At 72.5% G+C, this 21,436-nt stretch carries 20 protein-coding genes; 16 read left to right on the top strand and 4 right to left on the bottom strand.

What is annotated here, in order from left to right:
• The first annotated feature begins 80 nt into the window (after window positions 1-80).
• Window positions 81-722, top strand: coding sequence for a carbonic anhydrase (locus DCW30_RS03505; RefSeq protein ID WP_076682420.1), 642 nt, complete (start codon window positions 81-83; stop codon window positions 720-722).
• 16 nt (window positions 723-738) lie between these two features.
• On the opposite strand, the gene DCW30_RS03500 is transcribed toward DCW30_RS03505, so the two are convergent.
• Complete coding sequence (locus DCW30_RS03500; RefSeq protein ID WP_076682418.1) at window positions 739-1,677, bottom strand: LysR family transcriptional regulator; 939 nt, start codon at window positions 1,675-1,677, stop codon at window positions 739-741.
• Window positions 1,678-1,794: 117 nt separating this feature from the next.
• Here DCW30_RS03500 and DCW30_RS03495 point away from each other — a divergent pair, with 117 nt between their 5' ends.
• Window positions 1,795-2,958, top strand: coding sequence for a diaminopropionate ammonia-lyase (locus tag DCW30_RS03495; RefSeq protein ID WP_076682416.1), 1,164 nt, complete (start codon window positions 1,795-1,797; stop codon window positions 2,956-2,958).
• A 143-nt stretch (window positions 2,959-3,101) separates the two neighbouring features.
• Window positions 3,102-3,518 (top strand): CBS domain-containing protein, encoded by a 417-nt coding sequence (locus DCW30_RS03490; protein WP_198504650.1) that lies wholly within the window; start codon window positions 3,102-3,104, stop codon window positions 3,516-3,518.
• Between the two features lie 56 nt (window positions 3,519-3,574).
• Here DCW30_RS03490 and DCW30_RS03485 read toward each other — a convergent pair whose 3' ends face one another.
• Together DCW30_RS03485 and DCW30_RS03480 are read right to left on the bottom strand one after the other, a co-directional pair.
• The gene (locus DCW30_RS03485; RefSeq protein ID WP_232627040.1) at window positions 3,575-4,180 is read right to left on the bottom strand and encodes a TetR/AcrR family transcriptional regulator; all 606 of its coding nucleotides are present in this window, start codon (window positions 4,178-4,180) and stop codon (window positions 3,575-3,577) included.
• Entirely contained in the window at window positions 4,177-5,721 is a 1,545-nt protein-coding gene (locus tag DCW30_RS03480; protein WP_076682412.1) for an MFS transporter, read from the bottom strand. The genes DCW30_RS03485 and DCW30_RS03480 overlap by 4 nt, the downstream gene beginning before the upstream one ends.
• 81 nt (window positions 5,722-5,802) lie before the next feature.
• Between DCW30_RS03480 and DCW30_RS03475 the strand changes: the two genes are divergently transcribed.
• The gene (locus tag DCW30_RS03475; RefSeq protein WP_079249842.1) at window positions 5,803-5,994 is read left to right on the top strand and encodes a leucine zipper domain-containing protein; all 192 of its coding nucleotides are present in this window, start codon (window positions 5,803-5,805) and stop codon (window positions 5,992-5,994) included.
• On the opposite strand, the gene pdxR is transcribed toward DCW30_RS03475, so the two are convergent.
• A complete protein-coding gene (gene pdxR, locus DCW30_RS03470) occupies window positions 5,991-7,475 on the bottom strand; it encodes a MocR-like pyridoxine biosynthesis transcription factor PdxR (RefSeq protein WP_076682410.1) in 1,485 nt (494 codons plus the stop codon). The two genes, DCW30_RS03475 and pdxR, sit on opposite strands and share 4 nt — an antisense overlap.
• 710 nt (window positions 7,476-8,185) lie before the next feature.
• Here pdxR and DCW30_RS03465 point away from each other — a divergent pair.
• The 12 genes from DCW30_RS03465 to DCW30_RS03410 all read left to right on the top strand — a co-directional run bounded on the left by DCW30_RS03465 (window position 8,186) and on the right by DCW30_RS03410 (window position 21,436).
• Complete coding sequence (locus DCW30_RS03465; protein ID WP_237283301.1) at window positions 8,186-9,652, top strand: anthranilate synthase component I family protein; 1,467 nt, start codon at window positions 8,186-8,188, stop codon at window positions 9,650-9,652.
• Complete coding sequence (locus DCW30_RS03460) at window positions 9,649-10,284, top strand: anthranilate synthase component II (RefSeq protein ID WP_232627042.1); 636 nt, start codon at window positions 9,649-9,651, stop codon at window positions 10,282-10,284. Before DCW30_RS03465 ends, DCW30_RS03460 begins: the two co-directional genes overlap by 4 nt.
• A gap of 46 nt (window positions 10,285-10,330) precedes the next feature.
• Window positions 10,331-11,038, top strand: a complete 708-nt coding sequence (locus DCW30_RS03455) for an SDR family NAD(P)-dependent oxidoreductase (protein ID WP_205576569.1) — start codon at window positions 10,331-10,333, stop codon at window positions 11,036-11,038.
• A 127-nt stretch (window positions 11,039-11,165) separates the two neighbouring features.
• Window positions 11,166-12,587 carry a phenylacetate--CoA ligase family protein gene (locus tag DCW30_RS03450; protein ID WP_076682406.1) on the top strand — a complete coding sequence of 474 codons (1,422 nt, stop codon included), beginning with the start codon at window positions 11,166-11,168 and terminating at the stop codon, window positions 12,585-12,587.
• Window positions 12,577-13,242, top strand: a complete 666-nt coding sequence (locus DCW30_RS03445; protein WP_206269284.1) for a hypothetical protein — start codon at window positions 12,577-12,579, stop codon at window positions 13,240-13,242. The genes DCW30_RS03450 and DCW30_RS03445 overlap by 11 nt, the downstream gene beginning before the upstream one ends.
• Before the next feature lie 38 nt (window positions 13,243-13,280).
• Window positions 13,281-14,570: an amidohydrolase family protein gene (locus DCW30_RS03440; protein ID WP_076682404.1), complete on the top strand. Its 1,290-nt coding sequence runs from the start codon at window positions 13,281-13,283 to the stop codon at window positions 14,568-14,570.
• Window positions 14,570-15,823 carry an MFS transporter gene (locus tag DCW30_RS03435; RefSeq protein ID WP_076682402.1) on the top strand — a complete coding sequence of 418 codons (1,254 nt, stop codon included), beginning with the start codon at window positions 14,570-14,572 and terminating at the stop codon, window positions 15,821-15,823. Before DCW30_RS03440 ends, DCW30_RS03435 begins: the two co-directional genes overlap by 1 nt.
• Window positions 15,824-16,012: 189 nt before the next feature.
• A complete protein-coding gene (locus DCW30_RS03430; RefSeq protein WP_076682400.1) occupies window positions 16,013-16,801 on the top strand; it encodes a B3/B4 domain-containing protein in 789 nt (262 codons plus the stop codon).
• A gap of 29 nt (window positions 16,802-16,830) precedes the next feature.
• Complete coding sequence (locus tag DCW30_RS03425) at window positions 16,831-18,060, top strand: ATP-grasp domain-containing protein (RefSeq protein ID WP_076682398.1); 1,230 nt, start codon at window positions 16,831-16,833, stop codon at window positions 18,058-18,060.
• Window positions 18,060-19,355, top strand: coding sequence for an MFS transporter (locus tag DCW30_RS03420; protein ID WP_076682396.1), 1,296 nt, complete (start codon window positions 18,060-18,062; stop codon window positions 19,353-19,355). Before DCW30_RS03425 ends, DCW30_RS03420 begins: the two co-directional genes overlap by 1 nt.
• A 2-nt stretch (window positions 19,356-19,357) precedes the next feature.
• Window positions 19,358-20,662 carry a TrpB-like pyridoxal phosphate-dependent enzyme gene (locus DCW30_RS03415; RefSeq protein WP_062777767.1) on the top strand — a complete coding sequence of 435 codons (1,305 nt, stop codon included), beginning with the start codon at window positions 19,358-19,360 and terminating at the stop codon, window positions 20,660-20,662.
• Between the two features lie 93 nt (window positions 20,663-20,755).
• The gene (locus DCW30_RS03410; protein ID WP_076682394.1) at window positions 20,756-21,436 is read left to right on the top strand and encodes a flavodoxin family protein; all 681 of its coding nucleotides are present in this window, start codon (window positions 20,756-20,758) and stop codon (window positions 21,434-21,436) included.

Below are 21,436 nucleotides of genomic sequence, written 5' to 3'. Positions count from 1 at the left end.
GCTGATCCAACGGCGCGCCCCGCTCCCTCGTCGCGTCACGCCTCCCCGAGGCGGTCACGGCCTGGTCGTAGTCTGCGGGCATGACTGATGCCCTCACGCTGACTCCCCGTGAAGCCTTCGAGATGCTGCTGGCCGGCAACGAGCGGTTCGTCTCGGGCACGCCGGAGCACCCGAACCAGGACGCCGCGCGCCGCGCCGAGATCGCCCCGGCGCAGAAACCGTTCGCGGTGCTCTTCGGCTGTTCCGACTCCCGGCTGGCCGCCGAGATCATCTTCGACCGCGGGCTGGGTGACCTGTTCGTGGTCCGCACCGCGGGCCACGTGACCGGGCCGGAGGTCCTCGGCAGCATCGAGTACGGAGTGGGCGTGCTCGACTGCCCCCTGGTGGTGGTCCTCGGCCACGACGCGTGCGGCGCGGTCGCGGCCGCCCGTGCCGCCGTGGAGGACGGCGCGAGCGCGCCCGGATACGTGCGGGACGTCATCGAGCGCGTCACGCCGAGTGTGCTGGCCGCCCGTTCCGGCGGTCTCACGGAGGACGGCGACATCATCGCCGAGCACACCCGGCACACCGTGAACCTGCTGCTGGACCGCTCCCGGGTGCTGGCCGACCGCATGGCGGCGGGACGGGCCGCCGTGGTGGGGCTGTCCTACCGGCTGGCCGACGGCAGCGCCCACCTGGTCACCACCCGCGGCCTCGAAGTCACCGTCGACTCGGCGTCCTGACCGGCATATTGCGGTGCTACGTCGGCGCCCCTCCGGGCGGCAGGGCAGCCGCCCGGAGGAGGGCGTCCCGGCACGCCAGGATCGCGGGGTGCCTGCCGCGGCCTCGGCGCACCACGGTGGAGATGCGGCGCGTGCGCCGGCCGCGCGGGAGGTGCCGCAGGGTGACGCTCGGGGCCCGCCGGCCCCAGACGAGGTCGGGGAGGAAGGCGGCGGCGTGCGCCTCCTCGACGAGGCGCAGGTGGAGCAGGATGTCGGTGGTCTCGAACCGCACGTCGGGTTCGAATCCCGCGTCGCGGCACAAGGTCATGGCCCAGTGCCGTGCGGCCGTGCCCTCGGGTTCCATCACCCAGGGGTGGTCCGCCAGCGAGCGCAGCGCCGTCATCGGGCCGTCGGCGTCCGCTCCGCCGGCCGTTCCCCGCGGTGCGAGCGGCAGCGCGAGGCGCAGGTGGTCGTCGAGCAGGTCCGCCTGTTCGAGTTCGGCGGGCCGCGGGTGCGGGCTGCCGGGGTACTCCTCGGCGAGCACCAGGTCGAAATCGCGGGCTTGCAGCGCGGGGAGGGCGTTCTCCGGTTCCATGTGCGTGACGTGGACGCGCAGCCGCGGGTGCTGATCGCGCAGCAGTCCGAGCGCGGCCGGAATCAGGGCCAGGGCCGCCGTCTGGAACGAGGCGACGCGCAGCGTGCCGGCCAGATCGGTCAGCGAGGCGGCGATCTCCGCCTCCGCGCGCTCCAGGCGGGCGAGGACCGCTTCGGTGTGGGCGACGAGGATCTCGGCCTGCTCGGTCAGCCGCACCCGCCGCCCGACCGGTTCCAGCAGCGGGACGCCGACCTCGGCCTCCAGCTGGGAGAGCTGCTGGGAGACGGAGGAAGGCGCGTAGGACAGGGCTGAGGCCACGGCTGCCAGGGTGCCGCGGTGCTTGAGTTCGCGCAGGAGGCGCAGTCGGTGCAGATCGAACATCGCCGGTCCGCTCTCCCCGCCGTCGTGAAGCCGCGCCTCAATGGTCGGATTTTCCGATGAGTATAGGTCGTACACATTCGCTGGACCGACCGGAGACGGTTCCCGCACGCTGAACGCATGCCCGAGAACCCGTCGCACCCCTCGCATCCCTCGCACCCCTCGCACCCCTCCTCCCTCCGTACGCTGCCGTGGTTCGCGCGGCCCGGTGCCCGCGCCTGGCGGTGTGCGCCCGCCGCGGCGGAGGTGCGCGACTTCCACGCCGCGCTGCCCGACCACGCGCCCACTCCGCTGGTGGAACTGCCCGAGATCGCGGCGGAACTCGGGGTCGGCCGGGTCTTCGTCAAGGACGAGTCCTGCCGTCTCGGCCTGCCCGCGTTCAAGGCGCTGGGCGCGTCCTGGGCGATCCACCGCGTCCTCGCCGAGCGGGCCACGCGCGACGACGCGCCGGGACCGCTCACCCTGGTGACCGCCACCGACGGCAACCACGGCCGCGCCGTGGCCCGTATGGCCCGGCTGCTCGGGCAGCACGCTCACGTCTTCGTCCCGCGAGGCGTTCATCCGCGGGCCGTGGCGGCGATCACCGCCGAACAGGCGAAGCTCACCGAGGTCGCGGGCTCGTACGACGATGCCGTACGCCTGGCGTCCGAGGCGTCCTCGGCGGCGGACGCGGTCCTGGTGCAGGACACGGCGTGGGCGGGCTACGAGCAGATCCCGTGGTGGATCGTCGAGGGCTACTCCACCCTCTGCGCCGAGATCGACGAGCAGTTGGCGGCCGGAGGTGTCGCCGAAGGACCGGACCTCGTCGCGGTGCCCGTCGGTGTGGGGTCATTGGCACAGGCCGTGGTCACCCATTACCGCAGCCGTCCCGTGGGGCATGCCCCTGCCCCCGGGCTGCTGTCGGTGGAGCCGGAGACGGCGGCCTGCGTCCTGGAAAGCCTCACCCGCGGGGAACCCGTCAGCGTCGCCACCGGTGAGACCAGCATGGCCGGCCTGAACTGCGGCACCCCCTCCAGCATCGCGTGGCCCTATCTGCACGGCGGGCTGGACGCCGCCGTCGCCGTCCACGAGGCCGACAGCGCCCGCGCGGCCGACCGCCTCGCGGCCCTCGGTGTCTCCTCGGGCCCCTGCGGCGCCGCGGCGCTCGCCGGTCTGCGCGCGGCACTCACCGGTGTGGACGCCGACGAACGGCGCACGGCGCTGGGGCTCGGGCCGTCCTCGGTGGCCGTGCTGCTGAGCACCGAGGGCGCCGCCGCCAACCCGCACTCCGCCACCGGTCACTGAACACGCGACGCCCGGAAGACGCCCGTGCCGAGCCACCGTGACCAGTGCGGGCGCCGGACCCGGCCGAGTGGCGGCGGGGCGCGGCGGTGCGCAGACTTTGAGCGAACCCACGGACAGGCGTACGACGAGCAAGGAGGCGTGTGATGACGAAGGCGCGGGACATCATGACCGGCGGGGCCGAATGCGTCGGGGCGCGGGAGTCGGTGCTGGACGCCGCCCGCAAGATGAAGGACCTCGGCGTGGGCGCGCTGCCGATCTGCGGCACGGACAACAAGCTCAAGGGCATGCTGACGGACCGGGACATCGTGGTGAAGGTCCTGGGCGCGGGCAAGGACCCCGCCACCTGCCTGAGCGGAGACCTCGCCCAGGGCGAGGCGGTGACCATCGGCGCGGACGACGACGCGGAAGAGATCCTGCGCACGATGACCACCCACAAGGTACGCCGCCTGCCGGTCATCGACGGCCACGACCTGGTCGGCGTGGTCGCCCAGGCCGACGTCGCCCGCGCGCTGCCCGACCCGAAGGTCGGCGACCTCCTCGAGGCCCTCTCGACCGACTGAACCGCCTGCCGCCTGGTTGTTGCGGGGCGGGACGTCGGCGACACCGATCCAGACGCTCACTGATCCGGTCGGCGGGGCCAGGGGGTGGTTCTCGACAGCGTCTCGCGGAGGAGTGCCCGGATATGGTCCGGGTCGGCCTCGTGGTCGTCGAGAAGGATTGCTGTGCACAGGCCGTCGGACAGGGCGACGAAGGCTTCGATGGCGTTCGCGTCGCCGGTCTGTGTTCGGGCGAGTTCCGCGACGTGGTCGCGCCAGCGTCGCGCTACAGGGCGTAGGGCGGGTCGGCGAGCCGCCAGGGTGGAGAGCTCTCGTTCGGCGAGTGCGCGCTCACGGCCGGGGCCGGCCGATTCTGCGATGAGCCGGGCGAGGCCATCGAGCGGGTCGTCCTCGGTGTCGATGAGCTGGCGGATGCGTTGGGTGTACGCGTCTGTGACGCTGGTCAGAGCCGCTACCAGCAGGTCGTCCAGGGTGGCGAAGTAGTAGAGGGTCAGGCTGGTGGTGATCCCGGCCTCTTTGGCGACGGTTCGGTGGGTGACGCCGGTGGCGCCGTCCCGGCGGACGATCGTGAGAGTTGCCTCGATGATCTGGGCCCGGCGGCGTTGACCGCGCAGTGTGCGCCCATCGACCGTGCCTTCTTCAGCCGCCATCATCTCCACCTTCATCGCCGATCCAGGGCGTCGAGGTTATCCGCCGCCCCAGGGTTCGCGTCGCCGAGGGGGCGGATGTGCCGCAGTGTCGTGAAGCAGGCCAGGGAAGCTGCGGCTACCGCGATGCCTGCTGCGACGGCGGCGGTGTTGAGTCCGCCGGTGAAGGCGGCTCGTGCGGGTTCCAGAGCCCAGGTCGGCAGCTGGTCCGCGAGGGACGTTGCTCCGGAGAGACTGTTGCCGTAGGCCTCGACCGCGGGTGGGGAAAGCCCTGCCGGCACCTCGATGTCGGTGCGGTAGATCGCCGTGGTGAGGCTGCCCAGGAGCGCGACCCCTGTCGCGATGCCGAGCTCTTGAACGGTCTCCGACAGGGCGGCGGCTGATCCGGACTTCTCCGGGGGCGCCGCACCCACGACGATGTCAGTGCCCAGGGCGGCGATCACCCCGAGGCCGAGGTAGACGAACGCGAATCCCCCGACCACGCTCAGCTTGCTGTCGGCCCCAGCAAGTGCAATCAGGGCGTATCCGCACAGTGACAGCGCCAAGGTCGCCGACATGACGACGCCCGGTGACACACGACGTGCCAGCAGCGGTGCGCCGATGGCCCCGATGAGCATGGCCAGTGCGGGCGGCCCCATCCACAGCCCAGCCGTTGTCGGTGAAAGGCCCTCGACGAGCTGCAGGTACTGGGTGACCAGGAACATCACTCCACCGAAGCCGACCAAGCCGATCAACAGGACGGTCAGCGCGGCGGAAAAGATCCGGCTGGTGAAGAGAGTCATGTCCAGCAGGGGCTCTTCCAGGCGCAGTTGGCGACGCACGAAGGCGACCGTCGAGGCGCCGCCGAGAAGGAAGGCGACCAGCGCCTGGGTGTCGATGCCATGGGCGGCCACATGCTTGATCGCGTAGATGGTCGGCAGGAGCGCGGCCAGGGACAAACCCATGCTCAGCAGGTCGGGCCGGCCGGCGCGGGTCCGGAACTCGGGCAGCAGCGTCGGCGCACCAGCCAGCACGAGGAGGGCGACCGGCACGGCGATGAGGAAGACTGCGCCCCACCAGAAGCCGGCGACCAGCACACCGCCCACGATCGGGCCCGCGGCCATGCCGAGGGCGAACATCGTGGCCCATACGCCGATCGCCAGCGCCCGTTGCCGGACGTCGTGGAACATGTTGCTGATCAACGACAGCGTCGAGGGCATGAGTGTTGCTCCGGCTACTCCAAGCAGTGCCCGTGCCACGATCAGCCACAGGGCGCTGGGGGCGAACGCCGCGAGCACCGAGGCCGCGGCGAACGCTGCCACACCGATCATCAGCAGGCGCCGTCGTCCGACCCGATCGCCCAGCGTTCCCATGGTGATCAGGAACGCCGCGATGAGGAAGCCGTAGGCGTCCATGATCCACAGCGTTTCTGTCGCGGTGGGGCCCAGGTCAGCGGACAGGTTCGGAACGACGAGGTAGAGCGCCGTCACGTCGAGCCCCAACAGCATGGTCGGCAACGCCAGCAGCGCGAGACCGCCCCATTCTCGCCACCCGGCACGTGCGGACTGTCCCACGCTCATGACGTCTCCCCGCCCAGAGTAGTTGAACGTACGTACTACTTGTACCATAGTTCAATTCGTGGGCAGGGGTGAACTCAGGGAATCTCCTGGGGGTGCGCGTCGAAGCGGGTCAACCGTTGGCGTCGCTACGGCGAGCTCGGCTTGCAGGATCGGTCCGCGGCTCCACACCGCAGTCCGCACACGACCCCCGCGTGGGTGACCGAGAGGGTCGAGATCTGGCGTCGCGACTGCAGGTGGTCGGCCTTCCGCAACGTCCAGCCCGCTTACACCTAGTCGCAGTGCGCCAGGAACTGCGCCCGGGAGCGCGCCCGGCCCGCGCGGACCGGGCGCGCCGGGCGTTCGCGCCGGGCCGGGGGGTCGGCCGCGCAGTCCAGGTACGCGGCGCCGAGGTGCTGGGCGGCCTCGACGAGACGGCTCATGGTCGTCCCGGCGTGGTTGACCACCAGAGCCGGAGCGTGCGTCGCGTCGGCGTCGTGGCGGTAGTGCGCGCCGCCCCACACCAGGACGTTCCTCCGGAAGGCGGCGCCGACCATCTGGGCCTCGTCCAGGCCGGGTGGCAGCCGCACATAGGTCTGCAGACCCGCCGCGACGTTCGCGACCCGGGCCGGCGGCAGGTGATCGTGCAGGGCCGACTCGAAGGCCTCCTGACGCCGCCGCAGATGGGCCCGCAGGGCGCGGACGTGCCGGTCCAGTTGGCCGTTCTCGATGAACCGGGCGAGCGCCAGCTGGTCGATGGTGGACAGGCCGAGGTCCACCGTGGCGCGGACGGCCTCGACGCCGGGCAGCACGGCGGACGGCACCACCAGCCAGCCGAGCCGCAGCCCTGGCGCCAGGGTCTTGCTGGCGCTGCCCGCGTACACGACCCGCTCGGGGGCCAGGGACTGGAGCGCCGGTGGCCGCTGGCCGAACGCGAGCGCGCCGTCGAAGTCGTCCTCGATCACCAGCCCGTCCACCTCGCGCGCCCAGGCCACGAGCGCCTGGCGGCGCTCCGGGCTCATCCGCGCGCCGGTCGGGAACTGGCACGCGGGCGTCACCAGGACCGCCCGTGCGCCGGTGCGGGCCAGCGCGTCGACCCGCAGACCGTGTTCGTCGACCGGCGCGGACACGGGCGTCATCCCCAGCGAGGCGATGAAGGCGCGCTGCCCCGGGTGCCCCGGTTCCTCGACGGCCAGCTCGCGTATGCCGCGCCGCAGCAGCGTCTGGCAGAGCAGGGAGAGGCCCTGGGCGAAACCCGCCGTGAGCGTGACGCACTCCGGCGCGGCCTCCACCGCGCAGACGCGGCCGAGGTAGCCGGCGAGGACCTGCCGGGTCTGCGGAAGCCCGGAGGGCGGCGCGTAACCCAGATCGCGCAGACTGGCGTTGCCGATCGCGTCCGACACGGCGGCGAGCCATTCCCGGCGCGGGAACAGGCTCACGTCGGTCGCCCCGGTGCGCAGGTCGAGCAGGCCGGGCCTGCCGTCCGCGCCGGCGATCAGCGGGGAGGTCACCGGTGAACCGCCGCCCGTGTCCACGTCCGCGACCACGGTGCCCGCGCCGCGCCGCGCGCGCAGATACCCCTCGGCGCACAACTGCTCGTACGCCTCCACCGCGACGCTGCGGGAGACGCCGAGGTCGGCGGCGAGCTGGCGGGTCGACGGCAGTCTGGTGCCCGGTGCGAGACGCCGCCGTTCGATGGCCCCCTTCACCGAGTCCCTTATCTGTCCCGCCAGTTGGCGGCTCGAGTCACGGTCGATCGAGATCTGCAGGTGTGGCACAGCGAGTCCCCCCCAAGAACCACGGACCATCGCCCGACGAGCGAGGCGGCAACCCGGTCACGGCCGGGAACCTCCCCGCCGCGATCCGCCGGCTCCACCGCGAACGCCTCGTCCGGCGCTTCCCCTGGGGCGGGATACTGCCACAGAGCGGCGCGGGGAATCACGTGACATTGGGCCGAAACGCGCCAGTTGACCGTTCGGCGCCCCGCGCCGAGCCGTTGACCTGAACCTGACGGCCGCGCCGGTCCACCGGGCGCGAGACGCCGGGCAAGTGGTCTCCTTGGCCCGGTCCGAATTGGTCTGGACTGCGCGGTACCGCGTTTGATGAGGTCAATGAGCACAGAGGTTTCGACCGTCTTGCCGCACCACCGCCATCCGTCAAGGGGCCGGTGGCCGCGGAACGCGGGTCTCGTCCCGGCATGGCCGTAAAGGAGCGGTGGGACGCCGGGGTCTCTGTGTGACGGCGGGTGGCCGACACCCGCCCACGGGGGCGGGGGATCCGGCATCTGCCGGATGGGCCGGCGGTGTTCTCAGTGTGGAGCGCGCCGCGGCGACCACGTCCACCTGCGGTTCGAGCGGTCCAGGTGGACCAGAGGGGCTCTTTCACCGTGTCATTGCTTTCCGCACCCAGTGTGCCCACGTACGTGCCGAAGGCCCGGCAGACCCCCGGGCCCCCGAGACCCGCGCGCCCGGGCGCCATCGCGGTCCGGGTGACCACGACCGAACTCCCGCACAGCTCACCCGCCCTGGTCTACGAAGCGCTCCTCCGCGACCGGGCGCAGGACGACGTGTACCTCTTCGAGAGCCTGGACGGCCCCGCCCAGGACCGGCACTCCGCCGTGGTCGGCTGGGGGCGCCTCGCCGAACTCCGGCTCTACGCCGACCGCGTGGAGCTGGCGGCGCCCGGAGCCCTGGGCGAGGTGCTGGCCCAGGTCGTCTCGGCCGTGGCGGGGGAGGCGACGGCGGCCCGCGGCGACCGGCGGGAGTGGGCGGCGCGAAGCTCCCAGGAGGCGTGGCGGCTGCTGCGCGCGGTCCAGGGCGCCTTCACCGTCGACACCGAGGTGCCCGACACCACGTTCGCCTTCGGGTTCCTGACCACGCTGGCCTACGAGTCGGCCTGGGACATGGAGCGCCTTCCGCAGAGCCAGCGGGAGGGGGACCTGCCGCGCTGCACACTCGCGCTCTTCCGGCACACGGTCTGGTACGACCTGGGCTCGGGGAGCGTACGACGCCTCTCCGCGTCCGGGCAGCTGCTGCCGCCGGACAGCACCCCGCTGCCGGACGTGCTGGTCACCGGCACGGCCGGGCACGCCGCCCCCGCCGTGCCCGAGGCGCCCGCGCCCCGGTCCGTACGGGACAACGTGGACGAGCGGACGTTCACCGAGCGCGTCGAGCGCTGCCTGCGGCACATCGGGGTGGGCGACAGCTACCAGATCCAGATCGGCCACCGCATCGACGTGGAGTCGGAGCTGACGCCGCTGGAGGTCTACCAGCGGCTGCGGCACCGCAATCCGTCCCCGTACATGTACCTGGTCCCGTGGGCCGGCCGTACGGTGATCGGGGCGAGCCCGGAGCTGTTCATCCGCATCGAGGGCGGCCGGATCTCCATGCGGCCGATCGCGGGCACGGCGCCACGGGCCGCGGACGCGGCTCAGGACGCCCGCCGCGTCGCCGAACTGCGCGCCAGCGCCAAGGAACAGGCCGAGCACGTCATGCTCGTCGACCTGTGCCGCAACGACATCGGGCGGATCTGCGTGCCGGGCACGCTGTCGGTGGACGCCATGATGGAGGTCGAACCCTTCGCCTACGTCCACCATCTGGTCTCGACCGTCTCCGGGCAGGTCACCGACGGCACGGACATCTGGACGGCGATCTGCGCCACCTTCCCCGCGGGCACGATGACCGGGGCGCCCAAGGTCCGCGCCATGGAGATCATCAACGACATCGAGGACGATCCGCGGGGCATCTACGCGGGCGCCCTCGGCCTGGTCGACGTGCGCGGCTTCGCGATGCTCACGCTGTGCATCCGCACCGCCGTCCACGACGGCGACCACTACACCACCCAGGCGTCCGCCGGCGTGGTGGCGGACTCCGTGCCCGCCGCCGAGTGGCGGGAGACGCTGGCCAAGATGAGCGCCACCTACTGGGCCCTGACCGGCGAGGAGCTGCTGCCGTGAGCGCCGTACACCCGACGGACCCCGTGAGCGCCGAGAGCCGGCCGAAGGTGCTGCTCGTCGACGCGTACGACAGTTTCAGCCACATCATCGACCAGTACCTGCGCACCCTCGGCGCCGACACCGAGGTGATACGTTCCCGCACCGGCACGCCGGAGGAGCTGGCCGGACTGCGGCCGGACGCGGTCGTGCTCGGCCCGGGGCCCGGCCATCCGGCCGCCTCCGGCCACGTCGAACTCGTGCACACCTTCGCGGGCCGGGTGCCGCTGCTCGGCGTGTGCCTGGGACACCAGGCGATCGGCCTCGCCTACGGGGCCCGGGTCGCCGTCGCGCAGAACCTGATGCACGGCAAGGCCAGCCGGGTCCGCCACGACGGCCGCGGTGTGTTCGACGGCCTCGCGACGCCGCTGACCGTCACCCGCTACCACTCGCTGATCGTCGACGCGTCGGTCCCGCCCGAGCTCGACGTGACCGCGACCTCGCTCGACGACGGCTATGTCATGGGGATTCGCCACCGCACGCTCGCGGTCGAAGGGGTGCAGTTCCACCCGGAGAGCGTGATGACCGACCACGGGCTGCGGCTCTTCGACAACTTCCTGTCGGCCGCGCGACGGACGCCCGCGCGGGCCGGCTAGGCAGCGGGCGCTGAACCCGACACCACACAGCATGGGGGGAGGACACGTGACCGAGCAGCATGCTCCGGCCGTGGTCACAGGCGGCGCGGGCGGCATCGGCAGAGCCGTCACGGCGGCGCTCGCGGAGGCCGGCCACCACGTGCTCGCCGTGGACATCACCACGGGCGCCGACCCGGCGGCACACGCCGAACTGGTTGCCGACGTGGGCGATCCGAGCGCGGCCGAGGAGCTCTTCCGGCACATCGAGCAGGAGTACGGGCCGCCCTCGGTCCTGGTCAACAACGCCGGAATCTACGAGGCGAGGGACTTCTTCGACTACGACGCGGAGAGCTACCGGCGCGTCCTCGACGTCAACACCGGGTCGGCCTTCTCCTGCACGCAGTCCATGGCGCGCCGGCTGGTCGCGGCCGGGCGTCCGGGCAGCGTCGTCAACATCGCCTCCATCAGCGGCCGCGTGGGCAGCCCCGACACGGCGTACGGAGCGTCGAAGGGCGCGGTGATCGCCCTGACCCGCGGCCTCGGCCGCTCGCTCGCCCCGCACGGCATCCGCGTCAACGCCGTCGCGCCGGGAGTGATCGACACCCCGATGGCCGCCCGCATCCCGGCGGACCGCACCACCGGCTACCTGGACAGCGTGCCGCTGGGCAGGTTCGGCCGGGCGGCCGAGGTCGCCGCCGCCGTCCGCTACCTGGCAGGACCCGACTCCGGATATGTCACGGCGAGCGTGCTCGACGTCGACGGCGGCCTGCACTGACCTTCCCGGCCGGAGCACCGTCGCCCCGGTCCGCGCCCCCACCCCTCGACCACTCTCACGCGCCGCCTCGCCGCGCCCTCCGGCGCCGGGGCCCTCGCGCGACCCACCATCCGAGAGGACCACCACCATGTGGCTGCCCACGCAGGGGCCCGCGGCCGAGTTCGCCGCGCAATACCTCGACGTGCACCGGGCCTTCTACGACCGGACCCTCACCGACGAGGCGCTCGACGCCTGGCGCGCCCGCCGCCTGCGCACCGTACTCGACCAGGTGTCGACCGGTTCGCCGTTCTACGCCCGCCATCTGAAGGGCGTGGACCTGGCGGCGGTGACACCCGACGACCTGACGGCGCTGCCCTTCACGACCAAGGCCGACCTGCGGACGGAGATGCTCGACGTCCTGAGCCGCCCCCTGACCGACGCCGTCTTCTTCTACGAGACCACCGGGACCACCGGCCCCGCCACCCCGTGCCCGCGCGACGAACGCGAGGTCATCGCCAGCAACGCCCACGTCACCGAGTCCTGGGCCTCCATCTTCCGGCGCCACTTCGACGGCCACGCCCCGCGCATCGGCCTGATGGGCCCGACCGAGGTGCACTCCTTCGGCGACACCCTCGGCGACGTCGCCCGCAACGTCGGCTCGATGAACGCCAAGATCTGGCCCTACTCCCCGGTCATCGGCTTCCCCAAGGCCCTGCAGCTGATGCGGGACCTGGAGCTGGAGGTCATCTGCTGCACGCCGGGCGTCGCGCTCACCCTCGCCAAGGCGGCCGAGCACTACGGCTACGACCTGCGCCGCGACTTCGCCGTGCAGCTGCTGTTCGTGACCGGCGAAATGTGCACGCCCGCCCTGGCCCACAACCTGGAGAGCGTCTGGGGCGCCGACGTCTACAACATCCTGTACGGCTCGCAGGAGGCGTTCGTCATCGCCACCGCCTGCCGCAACAAGCGGATGCACCTCTCACAGACCAACTACCTCATCGAGGTGGTGGACGCGGCCACCGGCGTCTCGCACGGCCCGCGCGGCACCGGCGAACTGACGGTGACGATGCTGGTGGACGGCGTGAAGCCGCTCGTCCGCTACCGCACGGGCGACGCCGTGACGGTCGAGGCGTCCGACTGCGACTGCGAGATGCCCGGCGACCTCGTACGCATCGTCGGCCGCACCCTGGACCGCCTCGAACTCGGCGCGCGGCTGTTCACCGCCGGACAGATCGAGACGGCCGTGCTGACCGGTGTCACCGGAGCCGCCGGCTACCAGGTGGTGATCGAGCGGGACACCGCGGGGCAGGACCGGCTCACCGTCCGGCTCGAACTGCTCGCTGGGCAGGCCGAGAACCCCGCCGCGACCGCCGAAGGCGTCCGCGAGCGGGCCACCGAGGCCCTCGGGGTGCCGGTCGGCGTGGAGCTGAGTGACGGCCTCGACCCGATCGTGAGCACCGGCGCCTTCGTGAGCTGGAAGGCGGCCCGCATCGTCGACCGGCGCACCGCGCCCGACCACGAGACCCGGGTCGCCCAGCGGATGGCGGCGAACCGTGGCTATGAGAACTGACGCCGCGGCGCCGCAGGGCACCCTCTCCGCCTGGCGGCCCGCGGAAGAACTCGGCGCGCGCTGGGACGAGCTGACCGGCCTGTGGGCCGAACGGTCCGGGGTCACCCTGGGGACACTGGGCCCCGCCGGCACGTCCAGCCACCTGGCCGCAGGCTTCCTCGCCGAGCGGTACGGGCTGCGCGTCGAGCTGATGCCCACCTTCGACGACGTGCTGTCCGAACTCCTCGCCAAGAGCTTCGACTTCGCGCTGGTGCCGAGCGCCTACCAGGGGCTGACCCGCTTCCACTGGCACAGGGACCTGCGCCTGCGGGCGTTCTTCCCGCAGGCCACCCCCGAGTACGGCATAGCGGAACGGCCCGACACCGGCCTGCCCGGCGGCACCGGCCCCGTGGCGGTCGCGGCCATGTGGGAGGTGCGCCGGATCTACTCCGAGGTCGTGCCGCCCGCCCTGCGCGGACGTGAGGTGCGCTGGGTGGACGCCGCGTCCACCCAGCACGCCGCGGAGCTGCTGCGCGACGGCGCGGCCGACCTCGCGCTCACCAACGCGCCCGGCGTACGGGGCCACGGGCTGCGCTGGGTCAGCACCCGCCCCGGCGCCGAGATCATCTGGACGCTCTTCGGCCACGCCCGCGACGCCTTCGCGCCCCGCACCTGAACTCCGACCGCACCAGCGAACAACTGGAGACCATTCCCGTGCCACGCAAGACCCTGCTGCACGACGCCACCGTCCAGGAAGGCCTCGGCGCGGCCTCGCTGCCGCACCACAGCGTCCTGATCGACGGCGAGCGCATCGAAGCCGTACTCCCCGCAGGACAGGCCCCCGCGGACCACCCCGAGGTGGACGTCCTCGACCTCGATGGGCGCACCGTCATGCCCGGGATGACGCTCGGCCACACCCACATCGCCTACCTGGACGTCCTCGACGGACGGGAGATGCTGTTCAAGTACTCCGTCCCCGAGGTCACCCTGGGCGCCGCGGCGAACACCACCCGGCTGCTCTCGCTCGGCTACACCGCCTTCGTCGGGGCGGGCTCCGTCGCCGGCATCGACATGGCGCTGCGCGGGGCCGTCGACTCCGGGCGGCTCAAGGGCCCCCGCATCACGCCGTGCAGCCGGGACCTGATGGTGTCCGGGCCGCCCGAGCGCCGCAACGCCGACGTCAAGAAGCGCATCCCCTCCGACCTCATGCGGCTCGCGGACACCCCGGAGGAGATGGCCGAGTACGTCGCCGGGGAGATCGCCCAGGGAGCGGAGATCGTCAAGGTGTTCTCCTCCGGAGACGACACCTTCCCCAACGGGCGCTCGCGCGAACTGCTCTTCACCGCCGAGGAGCTGGTCGTCGCCGCCCGCACGGCACACGAGCACGGGGCACGCATCCGCGCCCACTCGCGGGGCCTCGCCGGCATCCGCAACGCCATCGCCGCCGGGGTGGACGTCATCGACCACGCCACGTACGCGGACGACGCCGCCCTGGAGGCGATCGCGGAGCGCGGCATCTTCGTGGTGCCCAGCCTCTACCAGCCGCACATGCTGCTGACCACCGGCGCCGAGCACGGCAAGACGCCGGAGTACCTGGAGACGCTGGAGTTCACCGCCGAGATCGAGAACACCCTGCGCATCCTGCCGATCATGGCGGAGATGGGGGTGCCGATCGTGGCGGGCGACGACTTCGGCTTCGCCTGGACCCCGCACGGCACCTACGCCAAGGAGCTGGAGCTGTACGTGACCATGGCCGGCATACCGGCGCCGACCGTGCTCACCTGGGCCACGGCCAACGGCGCCCGGCTCGCCGGACGGGGCGATGTGGCAGGGACCGTGCGGCCCGGACGCCTCGCCGACCTGGTGGTCACCGACGGCGACCCCGCCGAGGACATCACGGTGCTCAGCCGCCCCGGCGCGATCGAACTGGTGCTGCTCGGCGGCGAGGCCGTCGCGGGCAGCGCGGAGCCCTTCCGCGCCCGTACCCCGGCGGGAGCGCGGTGATGGCGGGTACGGACACGGCCGCCGCGAAGACGCCGGGCTCCCGGGCACCCGTGCTGCCGGTGCTCGCCGTCGGCGCCTTCGCGATCGGCACCGACACCTTCGTGGTGGCGGGGGTGCTGCCGGAGGTGGCCCGCGACCTGGACACGGGCCTGGCCGACGCCGGCTGGGTGAGCACGGCCTTCGCCCTCACCTACGCGGTGCTCGCCCCGGTGCTCGGCGCGCTCACCGGCCGCCTTGAGCGGCGCACCGTGCTGCTGATCTCGCTGGCCGGCTTCGCGCTCGGCAACGCGGCCTCCGCGCTCGCCCCCACGCTGGGGCTGCTGCTCGCCGCCCGGATCGCGACCGCCGCGAGCGCCGCCCTCTACATCCCCGCCGCGTCGGCCACCGCAGGGTTCCTCGCACCGCCCGAGCGGCGCGGACGGGCCCTCGCGGTGGTGCTCGGCGGGCTGTCGGCGGCCACCGTGGCCGGGGTGCCGTTCGGCACCTGGCTCGCCGCCGACCTGGACTGGCGGGCCACCTTCTGGGCGCTGGCCGGGCTCGGCGTGGTGTGTGCCGCGGCCGTGGCGGGGCTCCTGCCGCAGGTGCGGCTGCCCGCCGCGCCGGACCTCGCCGCGCGGCTGGCGCCGGCCAGGGACGTCCGCGTGCTGCTGACCGTGGTGACCACCCTGCTGTTCATGACGGGCGGCTATCTCGCGCTCACCTACGTCGGCGGGGTCCTCGCCCCGGCGACCGACGGCGACGGCACGACGCTGGCGCTGCTCCTGCTGGTCTTCGGGTGCACGGCGATCGCGGGGACCATGCTCGGCGGCCGGGCCACCGACCGCTGGGGCGCGGTACCCGTCCTCGCGGTCTCGGTCGCCGGGCTCGCCGTCGTCCTCGGGACGCTCCCGTACAGCCGCGACTCCCTGACCGGTGCGGTGCTCGCCATGGCGGCGTGGGGGCTCGCCGCGATGGCCACGCAACCGCCGCAGCAGCACCGGCTGTTCACGATCGACCCGGGATCAGGGCCGCTGCTGCTCTCGCTGAACTCCTCGGCCACGTTCGCGGGCATCTCCCTGGGCGGCTTCCTGGGCGGCCAGGTGATCACGCACGGGGGCACGGACGCGCTCGACACCCTCGGCCCCGCCGGCGCCGCGTGCGCCGCACTGGCCCTGCTCGTGACCCTCGTCGCCGCGCGCGGGGTGCGGACGGCCCGGGACAAGGCCCCCGACCCGACGCCGACGGCGCCGGAACCCGTGCGGGACGGGACCTGAGCCGAGCGGGGCGGGCGGCCGGAAGCGGCCGCTTCCGGGGACCACCGTCCGGAAGCAGCCACTTCCCGGGGGCGTCCGGCGCAAGTGGTCTTCCAGGATCGCCGGGAATTGGCCACAACCGCCGCCCCGCCCGCTCCCTACTGTCGTGCCTTGCCACACCGTCCCCGACCTGCCACGAAGGACATTCACATGGATCGGTCCACTTCCACCACGGGCACCCTGACAGTCACGGTCGACGACCGGCTGTTCGACCGTGTGCCCGGCTACGTCCTCGGGCTGATCGCCGTCCCGGACATCGACGTGGCGGCGGCCGACCCCGCGGTGTCCTCCTCGCTCACCGACGCCGAGGACGCGCTGCACCGGCTGTCGCTCGGCAAGGCCGACGTCTCCGCGCTGCCCACCGTCGCGGCCTGGCGCGAGGCGTACCGGGCCTTCGACGTCAACCCCAACCGGTTCCCGTGCGCGGCCGAGTCCCTGCTGCGCCGGGTCGCCAAGGGCGACCGGCTGCCGCGCGTCAACGCCCTGGTCGACCTCTGCAACGCCGCGTCGCTCACCGCCCGGCTCCCCGTGGCCTCCTGCGACGTGGGCGACCTCGCGGGCGAGCTTTCCGTACGCCCCGCCGACGGCGACGAGGTCTATCTGCCCCTCGGCGCCCCGGACGCCCCGGAGCACCCCGAGCCCGGCGAGATCGTCTACGCCGACGGCCGGGGCAGGGCCCACTCGCGCCGCTGGAACTGGCGGCAGAGCGATGTGGTCAAGACGGACCGCGGGCAGCGCAGGCTCCTCATCACGGTGGAGGCGGTGCACGACGGGGGACGTGAGGCGGTCGACGCGGCCCTCGGCCGGATCGCGGACGCACTGGACGCACTGGAGGGGCCGGGCGGTCCCGGCGGGCGACGGCAGCAGCCGGTCGTGCTCGACCGGTCCGCCCCGTCCGCCGTGCTGTTCACCGCTCCGGCGGCCCTTCCGGCCCGTTGAGCGCCATCCATCCCGTGGAGGAGACCCTGATGAACCGCTCGATCCTGGTGGTCTACCGGCCGGAGGCCGGCCGGTACGAGGCCCAGTTCCGCAGCGTGGTGGCGGCCGCCGCCGACCTCGGCGTCCAGACGGTGGTGCTGCTGCCCGAGGGCTGGGAGGCGCCCGAGGCCGGCGAACTGCCCCGGTACCACGCGGACCTGGAGGACACCGCCTCCGTGCGCGCGGCGGTGGACCGCATCGTCGCCCGGCACCGGATCGAGCGGATCTTCCCGCTCTTCGAGGGCGACGTCCTGCCCGCGAGCCGTGCCCGCCGCGACCACGGCATCCCCGGTCTGACCCCGGACGAGGCCCTCAACTTCCGGGACAAGAACGTCATGCACCGCCGGGCCGAGGAACTCGGCGTCAAGGTGGCGCGCTCGGTCCGCCCGGACACCGTCGGCGCGGTCGCGGACTTCGCCGAGCAGGTCGGGTACCCCGTCGTGATCAAGCCGTACGCGGGCTGGGCCTGCGGCAACACCTACCGGATCGACGACCGGGCCGAACTCGACCGCGTCTGGCGGGAGATGGGCGACGACCGCCACGAGTACCGGGTCGAGGAGTTCATCAGGGGCACCGAGTTCCACGTGGACTCGCTGCTGCAGAACGGCGACGTCGTCTTCGAACAGCTCTCCCAGTACACCTACTCCGTCCTGGAGTACCTCGACGAGCCGGGCGGCACGATCTCCCGCAAGCACGACCTCTCCGAGGGCGAGCGGCGCATTCTGGCCCTCAACGCCGAGGTGCTGCGCGGCTTCGGGATGCGCACCGGCGTCTCGCACGCGGAGTTCTTCCTGCTCGACGACGGCTCCGTCGTCTTCGGCGAGGCCGGGGCGCGGGCCGGCGGCGGATCGATCGTGCCGGCGATCGAGGCGGGGCGCGGCATCAACCTGGCCGGCGAGTGGTGCCGCCTCGAACTCGACGCGGACCACCGGCCCGCCGCGCGGACCGGCCCCGAGGTGGGCACCGAGTACCTGGGCTCGGCGGCGTACGGGCGCATCACCGCCATCAGCACGCCCGAGGAGCTGATGGCCCTGGACTCCGTACTGGACGCCGACGTCTGGAAGCGCGTCGGCGACGTGCTCGCCCCGCCCACCCGGTCCAATGACGTCCTGGGCTGGTACGTCTGCGAAGGCACCGACTTCGACGACGTGCGGGGCCGCTTCAAGACCGTGCGCGACGCGTTCCGCGTCGAAACCGTGCGGGAAGCCGAGCACGGCTGATGCCGGACCTGAAGGAGCCGGGGCCGACGTGGGTGACCCGGTTCAAGGAACTCCCGCTCGCGTTGCGGGTGTTGTTCCTCGCGGCCTTCGTCAACCGCGCGGGCATGTTCGTCTTCCCGCTGCTCGCCGTCTACCTCGTGCGGGGCAAGGACCTCAGCACCGGCGAGGCGGGACTGCTCATCTCGGTCGGCAGCACCGGTCTGCTGGCGGGCAGTCTGCTCAGCGGGCCGTTCTGCGACCTGCGCGGGCGCCGTCCGGCACTGATCACCGCGCTGCTCCTGAACGCGGCCGGATACCTGGGCCTCGCCACCCTGGACGGGCCGCCGTGGACGTACGCGGGCCTGCTCTTCGTCGCCCTCGTGGGCATGGGCATGTTCGGGCCCGCGTCCAACACGCTGATCGCCGATCTGGCCCCGCCCGAGCAGAGGCCCTTCGCGTACACCATCAGCTACATCGGCAACAACCTGGGCATGGGCGTCGGCCCGCTGCTCGGCGGCCTCGCGGCGGCGTACTCCTACCACGTCATGTTCGCGGGGAACATCCTGGCCGGGCTGCTGTGCGCCGCGCTCATCGTGCTGTGGGTGCCGCGCGACAGCAGGCGCGCCGCGCGGGACGCGCCGGACCCCGAAGGAGCCGAGACGGAAGGGCCCGCCGAGCGGGAGCCCGGCGGGAGGCGGGGGCACCACCATGTGCTCCTGCTCGTCCTGGCCTCCTTCTTCTACGTCGCGCCCCTGATCGGCCTGGAGTACGCCCTGCCCCTGGCCGTGACGACGGTGCTCGACCGGTCGGCGGGGCTGGTCGGCGTCGTCTACACGATCAACAGCGTCATCGTGGTCTGCTTCGGCCTGCTCATCGAGCAGCGGATCCAGCGATACGGCGCCAAGGCGCTGCTGGTCACGGCCGGAGCGCTGTGGGCCGCGGGGCTCGCGCCGCTGGTCTTCGCCTTCTCGCTGCCCATGGTGCTGCTGTCCACGGTGGTGTGGACGCTCGGCGAGATCATCGTCTCCGTCGTCGTGCCCACCTACATCGCCGGCCACGTCCACGAGAGCCGCGTCGGCAGCTTCATGGCGCTCAACGGATTCGTCCTCGGCGTGGCGCGCCTGATCGTCCCCGTCGGCCTGGGAGTCATCTGGCAGTCCCACGGCCACGGCCCCGCCTTCACCGTCCTCTTCCTCACGCCGGTCGTGGGCATGGCCGCCTTCGCGCTGCTGCGCGTCAAGAGCCTGATCGTCGCCCCCGACCCGCGGGACCAGCCGTCCTCCTCCGCACCAGCCGAAGCACCTACCGGAAAGTGATCATGCCCAACACCAAGTTCCTGCTCGCCGAAGACCGCATCCCCACCACCTGGTACAACGTCATCCCGGATCTGCCGGGCGGGCTCCCGCCGATGCTGCACCCCGGCACCAAGGAGCCGATCACCGAAGCCGACCTGGAACCGCTGTTCCCCGCCGAGCTGATAGCCCAGGAGTTCAGCACCGACCGGGAGGTCGACATCCCGGGCGCGGTCATCGACATCTACCGGCAGTGGCGGCCCGCGCCGCTGATCCGCGCCCGCCGCCTGGAACAGGCCCTGGACACGCCGGCCCGCATCTACTTCAAGTACGAGGGCGTCAGCCCGGCGGGCAGCCACAAGCCCAACACCGCCGTCCCGCAGGCGTACTACAACAAGCGGGCCGGGGTGGAGCGGCTCATCACGGAGACCGGCGCGGGACAGTGGGGAAGCTCCCTCGCGCTCGCCTGCTCCTACTTCGGCCTCGCCTGCGAGGTCTACATGGTCAAGGTCAGCTACCAGCAGAAGCCCTACCGGCGCGGCCTGATGGAGACCTTCGGCGCCAGCGTGACGGCGAGCCCGAGCGAGCTCACGGCGGCCGGGCGGGCGGCGCTCGCGGCCGACCCCGACTCCACCGGCAGCCTGGGCCTCGCCATCTCCGAGGCGGTGGAGGTCGCCGCGGCGAGCGGCGGCAGCGCCAAGTACGCGCTGGGCTCGGTGCTCAACCACGTGCTGATGCACCAGACGATCATCGGCCAGGAGGCGCTCCTGCAGATGGAGCTGGCCGACGACTACCCGGACATCGTCATCGGGGCCGCGGGCGGCGGCTCCAACTTCGGCGGACTCGCCCTGCCCTTCCTGCGCGAGCAGCTGGGCGGCGGCCGTTCGGTGCGCGCCATCGCCGTGGAACCCTCGTCCTGCCCCACGATGACCAAGGGCGGCTACGAGTACGACTTCGGTGACACCGCCGGGCTCACCCCGCTCACCAAGATGCACACCCTCGGCCACGACTTCGTCCCGCCGGGCATCCACGCGGGCGGCCTGCGCTACCACGGCATGGCGCCGATCATCAGCGCCCTCAAGGAGGCCGATCTGCTGGAGGCCCGCGCGGTCCCGCAGACCGCCTGCTTCGAGGCGGGCGTGACCTTCGCGCGCAACGAGGGCATCGTGCCCGCCCCCGAGTCGACGCACGCCGTGCGGGCCGCCATCGACGAGGCGCTGAAGGCCAAGGAGGAGGGCGCGGAGCGGAGCATCCTCTTCACCCTCTCCGGGCACGGCCACTTCGACATGCAGGCGTACATCGACTACTTCGCAGGCAAGCTCCAGGACTGACACGACTCACACGACTGACCGTGCCGGGGAGCGGGGGCGGGCCCGACGGCGGCCCACCCCTCGCGCACGTCGTACAGGAGAACGGGGAGAGCAGTGCAGGGAAAGCGACCTTCCATCCTTGGGATATCCGGCTCCGAACGGGCCGGGGGCAACACCGACCTGGCCCTGGACCACGCGGGCCTGCTGGCGCGGGAACGCGGCGCCGAGTTTGACGCCATCCACCTGCGGGACCACCGCATCTCACCGTGCAGCCCGTGCGGTGACTGCAACAGCAGGCTCACGCCGTGCGAGCTGCGGGACGGGATGCCGGACATCGTGGAGCGGATGAAGCGGGCCGACGGCATCCTCTACGCGGTGCCCGTGCACGGCTTCGGTCTGGCCCATCTGATGCAGATCTTCATCGAGCGGGCGGGCGTCGGCTTCCTGCGCTTCGACCGGCCGCTGGCCAACAAGGTCGGCGGGATCATCGTCACCGGCCGGCGCTACAGCGACTCCTCCGTGCACAACCAGCTCGTCGACAACCTTCTGCTCAACCGCATGATCCTCGTCGGCAGCGGCTTTCCCGCGCTGCTGCGCAACACCTCACCTGAGCCGGGCCTCAACGACGCCGAGGGCCTCGACGCCCTGGAGCGCATGGTCCACCGGATGCTGGACATGGTCCAGCTCCTGAAGAGCCAGGAAGCGCTCACCGGCGAGCCGGTGCTGCCCCCGACCGACCGCAACGAGCGGGTGTCGCGGCAGGGCGCACGGCCCCTCGCGAACCGCGCGCCGTGA

The organism is Streptomyces alfalfae (genome assembly GCF_004127445.1).
Taxonomy (GTDB): Bacteria; Actinomycetota; Actinomycetes; order Streptomycetales; family Streptomycetaceae; genus Streptomyces; species Streptomyces alfalfae.
Note: the sequence above shows the minus strand (reverse complement) of the source record. Positions and strands in the feature narration are given on the sequence as shown.

Excerpts from the sequence above, each read along its gene's own strand:
- DCW30_RS03505 (WP_076682420.1), top strand. The coding sequence starts at position 81 with ATGACTGATGCCCTCACGCTGACTCCCCGTGAAGCCTTCGAGATGCTG.
- DCW30_RS03500 (WP_076682418.1), bottom strand. The coding sequence starts at position 1,677 with ATGTTCGATCTGCACCGACTGCGCCTCCTGCGCGAACTCAAGCACCGC.
- DCW30_RS03495 (WP_076682416.1), top strand. The coding sequence starts at position 1,795 with ATGCCCGAGAACCCGTCGCACCCCTCGCATCCCTCGCACCCCTCGCAC.
- DCW30_RS03490 (WP_198504650.1), top strand. The coding sequence starts at position 3,102 with ATGACGAAGGCGCGGGACATCATGACCGGCGGGGCCGAATGCGTCGGG.
- DCW30_RS03485 (WP_232627040.1), bottom strand. The coding sequence starts at position 4,180 with ATGAAGGTGGAGATGATGGCGGCTGAAGAAGGCACGGTCGATGGGCGC.
- DCW30_RS03480 (WP_076682412.1), bottom strand. The coding sequence starts at position 5,721 with ATGAGCGTGGGACAGTCCGCACGTGCCGGGTGGCGAGAATGGGGCGGT.
- DCW30_RS03450 (WP_076682406.1), top strand. The coding sequence starts at position 11,166 with ATGTGGCTGCCCACGCAGGGGCCCGCGGCCGAGTTCGCCGCGCAATAC.
- DCW30_RS03445 (WP_206269284.1), top strand. The coding sequence starts at position 12,577 with ATGAGAACTGACGCCGCGGCGCCGCAGGGCACCCTCTCCGCCTGGCGG.
- DCW30_RS03435 (WP_076682402.1), top strand. The coding sequence starts at position 14,570 with ATGGCGGGTACGGACACGGCCGCCGCGAAGACGCCGGGCTCCCGGGCA.
- DCW30_RS03430 (WP_076682400.1), top strand. The coding sequence starts at position 16,013 with ATGGATCGGTCCACTTCCACCACGGGCACCCTGACAGTCACGGTCGAC.
- DCW30_RS03425 (WP_076682398.1), top strand. The coding sequence starts at position 16,831 with ATGAACCGCTCGATCCTGGTGGTCTACCGGCCGGAGGCCGGCCGGTAC.
- DCW30_RS03420 (WP_076682396.1), top strand. The coding sequence starts at position 18,060 with ATGCCGGACCTGAAGGAGCCGGGGCCGACGTGGGTGACCCGGTTCAAG.
- DCW30_RS03415 (WP_062777767.1), top strand. The coding sequence starts at position 19,358 with ATGCCCAACACCAAGTTCCTGCTCGCCGAAGACCGCATCCCCACCACC.